The organism is uncultured Campylobacter sp. (assembly GCF_937997465.1).
In the GTDB taxonomy this organism is placed as follows: domain Bacteria; phylum Campylobacterota; class Campylobacteria; order Campylobacterales; family Campylobacteraceae; genus Campylobacter_A.
In genome coordinates, this window is record NZ_CALKTQ010000245.1 from 1 (window position 1) to 8,505 (window position 8,505).

Below are 8,505 nucleotides of genomic sequence, written 5' to 3' on the forward strand. Positions count from 1 at the left end.
CCGTTGGCGCCGGTAAAAAACAGCCCCGTGTCCTTTCGTCCCGCGAATGCGTCGTAAAGTCGGTCTGCGATGCAGTATCCTACCTCTTTAGCCTCTTTGCCGCGCTGGCACGGGCTTACGCAGTTGCTTACGCAGCTGATTTTTGGACCCTGGCGCTTATCGACTAGATTTATCAAATTCGTCCTGACGCCACGCGCAGGGTAGCCTACTGGGCTTTTGATTAGCTCGATGTCCTCTTTTTTGGCCGTTAGCAACACTTGCTTAAACTCCTCGCTAGCGTCACACTCGTGCGTACCGATAAAGCGAGTACCCATCTGTACGCCATTTGCCCCTAGCGAAATCGCCTTCTCGATGTCGTTTTTGTCCCAGATGCCGCCTGCTGCAAATAACGGAAAATCGCCCCACTGCTTTATCTCTTCGCTAACGGGCGTTATCAAATTTTCCAGGCTGTACGCGGGATCGATACACTGCTCGTAGGTAAATCCCTGGTGCCCGCCGCTAAGAGGCCCCTCAAGCACCACCGCGTCTGGAAGCCTACCGTAGCGCCCCTGCCAGCGTTTGCAGATGATTTTTAGCGCTTTTGCCGAGGATACGATAGGCACCAAAGCCACGTCCGGGTAGTCTACGGTAAATTCAGGCAAATTCGTCGGCAGACCCGCGCCCGTGATGATCACGTTTATACCGTGGTCGCAGGCGTCTTTTACGATACGCTCGTAGTCGTTGCTGGCGTACAAAATATTGACCCCAAGAGGCATATCGCCGCAAATTTTACGTGCGTTATCGATGACGGCTTTTAGTCCCTCTCGCGAGTAGAAATTTCCGCTGCCGTAAGGCTTTGCGTTTAGCTCTTTAGTGATGTATTTTCGTCCTTCGTAGTAGCCCGTTCCTACCGAGCTTATGACGCCTAGGCCGCCTTCTAGGCTGACGTTTCCGGCGAGCCTATCCCAACTGATACCAAGCCCCATTCCGCCTTGGATTATCGGGTATTTTATATCGTATTTTCCGATTTTTACGGGTTGCATCAGGTTACCTTTAGTTTTGCAAATTTACGCTTGCCGACCTGCAAGACGTATTCGCCAGCGCCCAGCTTTAGCTGCTCGTCGGCGATCTTTTCTTGATTTAGACTGACGGCGTTTGCCGCGATGTCTCGGCGCGCCTGAGAGCTGCTAGCGCATAGTCCGCAGTGAGTGAGCGCCTGCACGATCCAAACAGGAGCCGAGAGCTCAAACTCGTCCATCTCGGTCGGGATCAAATTTTGCGAGTGCACGCGGTCAAATTCAGCCTTCGCCTCTTTCGCCGCCGCTTCGCCATTATATCTAGCCGTGATCTCTAGCGCGAGCGCCTCTTTTACGGCTTTTGGATGAGCTTTGCCGCTAGCTACGTCCGCTTTTAAATTTGCGATTTCTTCCGTGCTTTTTTCACTTAGTAGCTCGTACCAGCGCCACATCAGCTCGTCGCTTACGCTTAAAACCTTAGCAAACATATCGTTTGGCTCATCGGTCACGCCGATGTAGTTGCCTAAGCTCTTACTCATTTTATTTACGCCGTCAAGCCCCTCTAAAAGCGGCATCATTATGACGGCTTGTTCCTTGCCGACGTTGTAAACTCGCTGCAAGGTTCGCCCCATTAAAAGGTTAAATTTCTGATCCGTGCCGCCCATCTCGATATCGCACTTCATCGCGACGCTGTCGTAGCCCTGAAGCAGCGGATATAAAAACTCGCTAATCGAAATCGAGGCTCCGCTTTTATATCTTTTTTCAAAATCATCGCGCTCAAGCATCCTAGCCACCGCAAAGGTGCTAGTTAGCTCCACGATGCCCGCGGCTCCCAGCTCGTTTAGCCACTTGGAGTTGAACATCAGCTTGGTTTTTTGCGGGTCTAGGATTTTAAAAACCTGCTCCTCGTAGGTTTTAGCATTTGCCACCACGGTCTCGCGGTCTAGCTTTTTCCTCGTCTGGCTTTTGCCGCTAGGATCGCCGATCTGCCCCGTGAAATCTCCTATCAAAAACTGCACTATCGCTCCGTGCTTTTGCAAAAGAGCCATCTTTTGAAGCACTACGGTGTGGCCCAGGTGTAGATCCCGGGCCGTCGGGTCAAAACCTGCTTTAACGTAGAAATTTTCGCCCTTTTCGTAGTAGTTTTTTACTAAATTTTCGACGCGCTCCTCGTCTATCATCTCGGCGACGCCTTTTTTTATATCGCTCATTATTTTGCTCAAATTTTCACCCATTTTCTCTCCTAAATTTATTAATGTCCGTATGCGTCGTCAAGTGACACGAAGTCTATGATCTTGTAGCGATCTCTTAGCCGATCCTTTATCTCGTTCACGTTCAAATTTTCGCCAAGTTCGATCGTCAGCTCGAAAAAGTCCGCCGTCGCCTCCCTGGTCTCGGTAAGGCTGATAGTTACGAGATCGACCTGCATTTTTGCCATATATGTCAAAAACTCCGCAAGCGACCCGCGTCTGTTTTCTAGGCTTAAGATGATCTTAAATCTATGAGGAGCGACTCGCGTCCATTTGACGAAAATCATCTCGTTTTTTTCTTCGGCTAGCTTCATAAACCGCTCGCAAAGCTTGTGATGGACGGTGACGTGGTGATAGTTTCTAAAGCCCACGATATCGTCGCCGCGCTTTGGATTGCAGCAATAATCAAACTCGATGCTGTTTATCTTGTGGTTTGAGTAGATCACGATGTTTTCAAATTTTTGCTTTTTGACGTTGTATTTATCCGTCATCGCGATAGCAAACGGACGGTCTCTTTTTACGTATTTTTTTAGCGCGTTTACCACGTCTTGCAGGTAAACCGAGTCAAATGCCGCTCTAAAAATTTTCTTGGTCAAATTTTCAGTCTCTAGCCACTGCTCGATGGTTGTTGAAGGTACTGCAAAGATGCCGCTTAAAATTTCGATCGCGACCATATTGTTTATATCTCTTATCTTTTGCTTGCAGTACGAGCGGATCGTAGCTCTAGCCTTGCCCGTTTTTACGCTGCCCAGCCATGAGCAGCGGTATTTTGGCTCATCGCCGGTTACGATACTCACGATATCGCCGTTTTTTAGCTCCGTTAGCAGCGGTACTCGCACGCGGTTTACGTAGGCTTCTTTGGCGTGCAAGCCTACGTGCGTGTGTATCTCGTAAGCGTAGTCAAGTGCCGTAGCGCCGCGCGGAAGCGTGAATATATCGCCCTTTGGCGAATAAACCGCGACATCCTCGACGTAGAGGCTATCTTTTGCGTATTCGTATAGCTCCTCGGGGTTTTCGCTCGCCTCCTCCATGCCGTTTTCTATACCGCTGATGTCGCTTAGCCAGTCAAGTTTTGGATTTAAAAAGCCGCCGCTTTTATATTTCCAGTGCGCTGCGACGCCGTACTCTGCGGTTTTATGCATATCAAAGGTGCGAATTTGAACCTCGAAGATGCTTTTGTTATCAAATATCGTAGTGTGTATCGTTTGGTAGCCGTTTTGCTTCGGAAGCGCAACGTAGTCTTTGAAGCGCGAGATTAGAGGATTAAAATTTATATGTAAATTTCCAAGCACCAAATAGCAATCCTGTGGCTCTTTAACCAGCACGCGCGCAGCTAGCAGGTCTAACACCTCCTCGATCGAGATGCCTTTTCGCTGCATTTTTAAGTAAATTGAGTAATGATGTTTGATGCGCTTTTGTATCTCAAAGTCGTTTTCGCTAAAGCCGTTTTTGAGTAAAATTTGAAAAATTTTGTCGGTAAACGCATTGAGCTTTAGAACGAGCTGCTGTTTGTGCTCGGTTAGGTAGTCGTCGATTTTTTTGTACTCTTCAGGCAAAGCATACTTAAAGCTAAGATCCTCAAGCACGTTTTTGATCGACGAAATGCCCAGTCTATGCGCGATCGGAGCATAAACCATCAGCGTCTCTTCGGCGATTCGCTTTTGCTTTTCCGGGCGCAAAGCTTGCAACGTGAGCATATTGTGCAGCCTATCGCAAAGCTTTACCACGAGCACCCGCACATCCTCGATGGAGATTAGTAACATCTTGCGAAACGTCATCGCAGACGCCGCCAAACGCTCGTTTGACTCCGAGCTTGCGAGTTTGTCCTCTCTGATGGCTACGATTTTTGTTAGCCCCTCGACCAGCTTTGCAACCTCTTCTCCAAAATCCTCTCGCACGCTCTCTATCGACCTGTCCGTATCCTCGACCACATCGTGAAGCAAGGCGGCGATAATCATATCCTCGTCCCCACCCATATGCGCCACGACGCAGGCCACTAGGATAGGGTGTATGGCATACGGTTCGCCACTTTTTCTAAACTGCCCCGCATGCGAGATAACGCAACATTCGATCGCGCACTCTAAATTCGGCGTAAAATTTATCAGCTCGCTAAGTAGTTGTCTCGCCTGAGCGACGTCCTTGCAAGCGGTTATATCGTCGATTAATTGTTCTAGTAAAAATCCGCTATTTAGCTGCTTCAACTATGCCCTCTAAAGCTATCTTGCCCTCAGCTATCTCGCGTAGGGCGATATCGGCAAATTTCATCTTAGTAACGTCGATATCAAGTAGGCTTTTTGCGCCGCCAGCTAGAGCCTCGGCTCTTTTAGCTACCGCTAGAGCCAGCATATATCTATCGTCTCCGACGAGTTTTAGAGCCTTTGCCGCTACTTCTTCAGATCTCATTTATTCTCCTTAAATTTAATTTCTTACGATAGAGCAAAACGCACTCTCGTCGCCTTGTATGATTTTGAGCAGGTTTCCGTCTTTAAACATATTGCACACCAAGATCGGTAGCGAATTATCCTTAGCTAGCGCGATAGCGGTATCGTCCATCACTTTGATATCGTCACTCATAGCAAGCTCGTAGTTTAGCTCTTTCAGCAACGTCGCATTTTCAAATTTATGCGGGTCTTTGTCGTAAACGCCGTCCACTTTCGTAGCTTTGATTATCATATCTGAGTCTATCTCGATAGCACGCAAAGTAGCCGCCGTATCGGTGGTGAAAAATGGATTTCCCGTGCCCGCAGCAAAGATCACGACGCGGCCTTTTTCGAGGTGTCTGTTTGCGCGTCCGACGATGAAAGTCTCACAGATAGCCTCCATCTTTATCGCGCTTTGTACGCGCACGTCTAGACCTACGCTCTCTAGCGCCTCTCTCATCGCGATGGAGTTTATCACGGTGGCTAGCATACCCATATGATCGCCGCTGGTGCGCTTTATGATGCCGTCTCTAGCCGCGCTCACGCCGCGTATGATGTTGCCTCCGCCGATAACGATGCCCACTTCTATACCGTTTTCGACTAGCTCTTTGATCTGCTTTGCAATAAATTTAAGCACAGCGTTATCTATACCAAAGCCGCTGTCTCCAGCTAGCGCTTCGCCTGAAAATTTAACTAAAATTCGCTTTTTTCGCTCCATTTTTCATCTCCTTAAATTTTCGGATTTTAGCTAAATTTGCTTTAAATTTTGCTAATCTCGGCGCGCAGGTGCTATTTTAGGCTGATTAGCTCGAGTGGGTCTATGTGGTAGTTTTTCTGCGTAACTTCAAAGGTCAGATCTCGCTGCACGCGGCCGATGATGTAGCCTTTTTGCACTTTTGCGCCAACTTTTACGGTAGGGGCGATCTGGCTAAGGTGCGCATAGATCGTGTGGATACCATTTGGATTTTCGATGATGACTACTTTATCTAGCATCGCCGTTTCTTTGGCAAAGACTACTTTACCGTTAAATACGCTCTTTACCTTCGCATCGGCGGAATTTGCGCTAAGGACGACCGATTCGTTAAAAATTTTGATGTTATAGATGGGATCGACGTAGTTGCCGAATTTTTGCTTAACCGTAAAGCTCTCAAGCGGCGCGATAGTCTTTTCGCCGCTATATTTTTTAACAAGGCTAGTTTGATAGCTCGAGCCAAACTGTTTCACGTCGCCCTCAGACGCACTCGCGGCTACCTCGCCCTTTTTATCTTTCTTATTTTTTTGAGCTTTGGCTTCGGCCGCTTTTTGCGAGGCTAGAGCCTTTTTAGCCTCCTCGCTCTCTCTTTTGGCGACGATTTTTAGCTCTTCTAGAGTCTTTCTGATCTCGTCTTGTTGGGCTTGTAGGCGCGAGAGTTGCTTTTGATAAATTTCCTTATCCCGCTTTAAATTTGCCAGCGTTTTCATCTGCTTATCCTGCAGGGAAACGAGCTCGGCTTGCTTAAATTTAAAGGTTTTTAAATTTGACTTTATCCCGTCTATCTTGTCGTTTTGGGTTTTTATCAAATTTTGCGTACTTTCGTACTGTTTGGCTAGCTCGTTAAAATCATCTTTTAGTACCGAATTTAGCTTGCTTAAAATCTCAGTCGCGATGATACTATCCACGCCCTCCTCGTACTCTTTTGGCATTATAAGGTCGAAGGAAAACTCATCAGAGATGATGCGCACGATACTTTTTTGGATATTTTTTTGACTTTGCGTTAGGTCTTTGTTTTGCTTTACTAGCTCGTCAAGCTCGCCGCTAGCGCTTTTTGCACTGTTTTCCAGCTGCGCTATTTGCAAAATGAGCTCTTTCATCTTGTCGTCGGTTTGTCTGACGCTTTTTTCGCCGCCGAGTATGTCGCCGGCTAGGTCGTCAAGCTTTTTATTTAGCTGCTTTTCAAGCTCTTTTGAGGACTCGAGATAGGTCGTTTGATTTTTTATCTTTTCGCCCGTGCTTGCGTTTAAGCAAAGTGCGGTGGCCAGCAAAAAGCAAATTTTTTTCATATCGCCGTTGCTTTTCTGGTTACGAGATAAACGGCTAAAAAACTAATCGCAAGCGAAACGCCCAGCAGTACTCCGCCCTCGTAAAACAGATCAATCGCCGGCAAATTGATATTTAGGTCGGTAGCGACTTCCTTAACGGGCTGCAAATCCGGCAAGATAATGTAAAAAACCGCCACCAAAACGGTCGCTGTAAACGAATCAAACAACGCGTTTTTGTATAACGCGCCAGATTTTAGCCACGACGGAGCTCCCAGCAGCGTCATTATCTCGATGCGTTCCTTGTGCTCGTATAGCCAAATTCGCATCTGTTTTGCGATGAGCATAAGCCCGATTAACCCGATTAGCCCCGAAAATATCGCCGAAATATTTTTAATCAGCTGCATGATTTTATAAATTTTATCATGCGTTTTTGAAAAGGTCTCAACCCTGCTCACGCCGTTAATCTTTGAAATTTTATCCTTTATCTCTTGCATATATTGGGTGCTTGGAAAGGCATTTAGCTTTAGCGAGTAAAATTTAGGCAACGCATTTTGCAAAACGGCGATATTTTTTGATGAAATATCTTTAGAGAGCTTCTCTAGTACGGGCTTTGAACTAAGCGGTTCAAGAGATTCAAACGTATGAACGAGCGGCTTTACGTCGGTAGCGTTTAGCTCGTTTTGACTTACGATGATAATGTTATAGTCTTTGTTCATCACGGACTCGTACTCGTCCACCACTCGCCCGACTAGCAATATAAACTGAATGCCCACGAGTAACGCCATAAGCGGAATTATAGTGCTTAAGTGGTTTTTAAAGAATTTCATATAGGCGTCCATTTTCTATAGCAAGATGTCTATAGGGTACTCTTAGCGAGCTTGGCACCCTGTGCGTGACGACCACGATGCAGGTACCCAAAAACTCCTTAGCCGAGCGCAAAAGCCCCCAGATAACATCGCTTGAGTATTCATCTAGGCTACCCGTCGGCTCGTCGCAAAGTAGCAAATTTGGATTATGCGCGAGCGCTCTAGCCATCGCAGCTCGCTGCTGTTCGCCACCGCTAAGCTCATTTGGATACTTGTGCGCTCTGTGGAGTAAATTTACGTGTTTTAGGAGTTTGGTCGCCTGATTTTTACAAACGTTAGCGCTAAGACCTTTTATCATCAGCGGCAGCATCACGTTTTTTTCGATATTCCACTCGCTTATCAAGCGGTAGTTTTGAAAAACCACGCCGATGCGCTGCCTTAGTTTATCTAGATTTTGCCCGCCAAGATTCATCATATCGGTTAGGCAGACGTTTAGCGAGCCAGCACTCGGTTTTATCTCGCCGTAAAAAGATTTTAAAAGCGTTGATTTGCCGCTGCCGCTTTGCCCGGTGATAAAAACGAAATCATTGGCGTAAATGTCAAATTTTGCGTCCGTTATGAGCTTTTCACAGCCCTCGTATCCTAGGCAAAGCCCGCTTGCGCTAATTATTTTTTGCATCCGCCAAATACTCCTTCAACGCAAGATGCGCCTTTAAATTTTCAGCCGTAACAAGCGGCTTTTTTATAAAATATTCCGCACCTTTTTCGCCGAGCAAAACATAGCAGTGCTCGGGCGCGTTAAATGAGCCAAACGCGGCGCGAATCAAAATTTCGCCGTCTTTTTCGTATTTTTCTTCCAAATGCAAGAAAAAATCATCCTCTTTTATCGTTTGGTTGCTAAATTTAGCCGAGATCTTGCTCACATCGTAGCCGTTTTCAAATTTTAGCTCGCCCTGATCTGCTCTAGGCTTGCTTTGTTTTTCGCAGGTAAAGATAACGTCGTAAATATCTTTTT

The 8,505-nt window shown here is 46.8% G+C and carries 8 protein-coding genes and 1 pseudogene; all 9 read right to left on the reverse strand.

Features of this window, described 5'->3' with window-relative positions:
- The coding region (locus Q0546_RS08200; RefSeq protein ID WP_298792088.1) for a nitronate monooxygenase family protein at window positions 1-1,022 on the reverse strand (1,022 nt) is incomplete at its 3' end.
- Window positions 1,022-2,230 (reverse strand): tyrosine--tRNA ligase, encoded by a 1,209-nt coding sequence (tyrS, locus tag Q0546_RS08205; RefSeq protein WP_298792090.1) that lies wholly within the window; start codon window positions 2,228-2,230, stop codon window positions 1,022-1,024. The genes tyrS and Q0546_RS08200, both read right to left, overlap by 1 nt.
- Window positions 2,231-2,247: 17 nt before the next feature.
- Complete coding sequence (locus tag Q0546_RS08210; protein WP_298792092.1) at window positions 2,248-4,446, reverse strand: RelA/SpoT family protein; 2,199 nt, start codon at window positions 4,444-4,446, stop codon at window positions 2,248-2,250.
- Window positions 4,430-4,648 carry a DNA-directed RNA polymerase subunit omega gene (locus Q0546_RS08215; RefSeq protein WP_002948448.1) on the reverse strand — a complete coding sequence of 73 codons (219 nt, stop codon included), beginning with the start codon at window positions 4,646-4,648 and terminating at the stop codon, window positions 4,430-4,432. The genes Q0546_RS08210 and Q0546_RS08215 overlap by 17 nt, the downstream gene beginning before the upstream one ends.
- 15 nt (window positions 4,649-4,663) lie before the next feature.
- Window positions 4,664-5,383 (reverse strand): UMP kinase, encoded by a 720-nt coding sequence (gene pyrH / locus Q0546_RS08220; protein WP_298792094.1) that lies wholly within the window; start codon window positions 5,381-5,383, stop codon window positions 4,664-4,666.
- A 71-nt stretch (window positions 5,384-5,454) separates the two neighbouring features.
- Window positions 5,455-6,705, reverse strand: coding sequence for a peptidoglycan DD-metalloendopeptidase family protein (locus tag Q0546_RS08225; RefSeq protein ID WP_298792096.1), 1,251 nt, complete (start codon window positions 6,703-6,705; stop codon window positions 5,455-5,457).
- Window positions 6,702-7,511, reverse strand: a complete 810-nt coding sequence (locus tag Q0546_RS08230; RefSeq protein WP_298792098.1) for an FtsX-like permease family protein — start codon at window positions 7,509-7,511, stop codon at window positions 6,702-6,704. Before Q0546_RS08230 ends, Q0546_RS08225 begins: the two co-directional genes overlap by 4 nt.
- Window positions 7,498-8,169 (reverse strand): ABC transporter ATP-binding protein, encoded by a 672-nt coding sequence (locus tag Q0546_RS08235; protein WP_002948434.1) that lies wholly within the window; start codon window positions 8,167-8,169, stop codon window positions 7,498-7,500. The genes Q0546_RS08230 and Q0546_RS08235 overlap by 14 nt, the downstream gene beginning before the upstream one ends.
- Window positions 8,153-8,505: pseudogene (locus tag Q0546_RS08240) on the reverse strand (tRNA (guanosine(46)-N7)-methyltransferase TrmB); the annotation flags it as partial. The pseudogene Q0546_RS08240 and the gene Q0546_RS08235, both read right to left, overlap by 17 nt.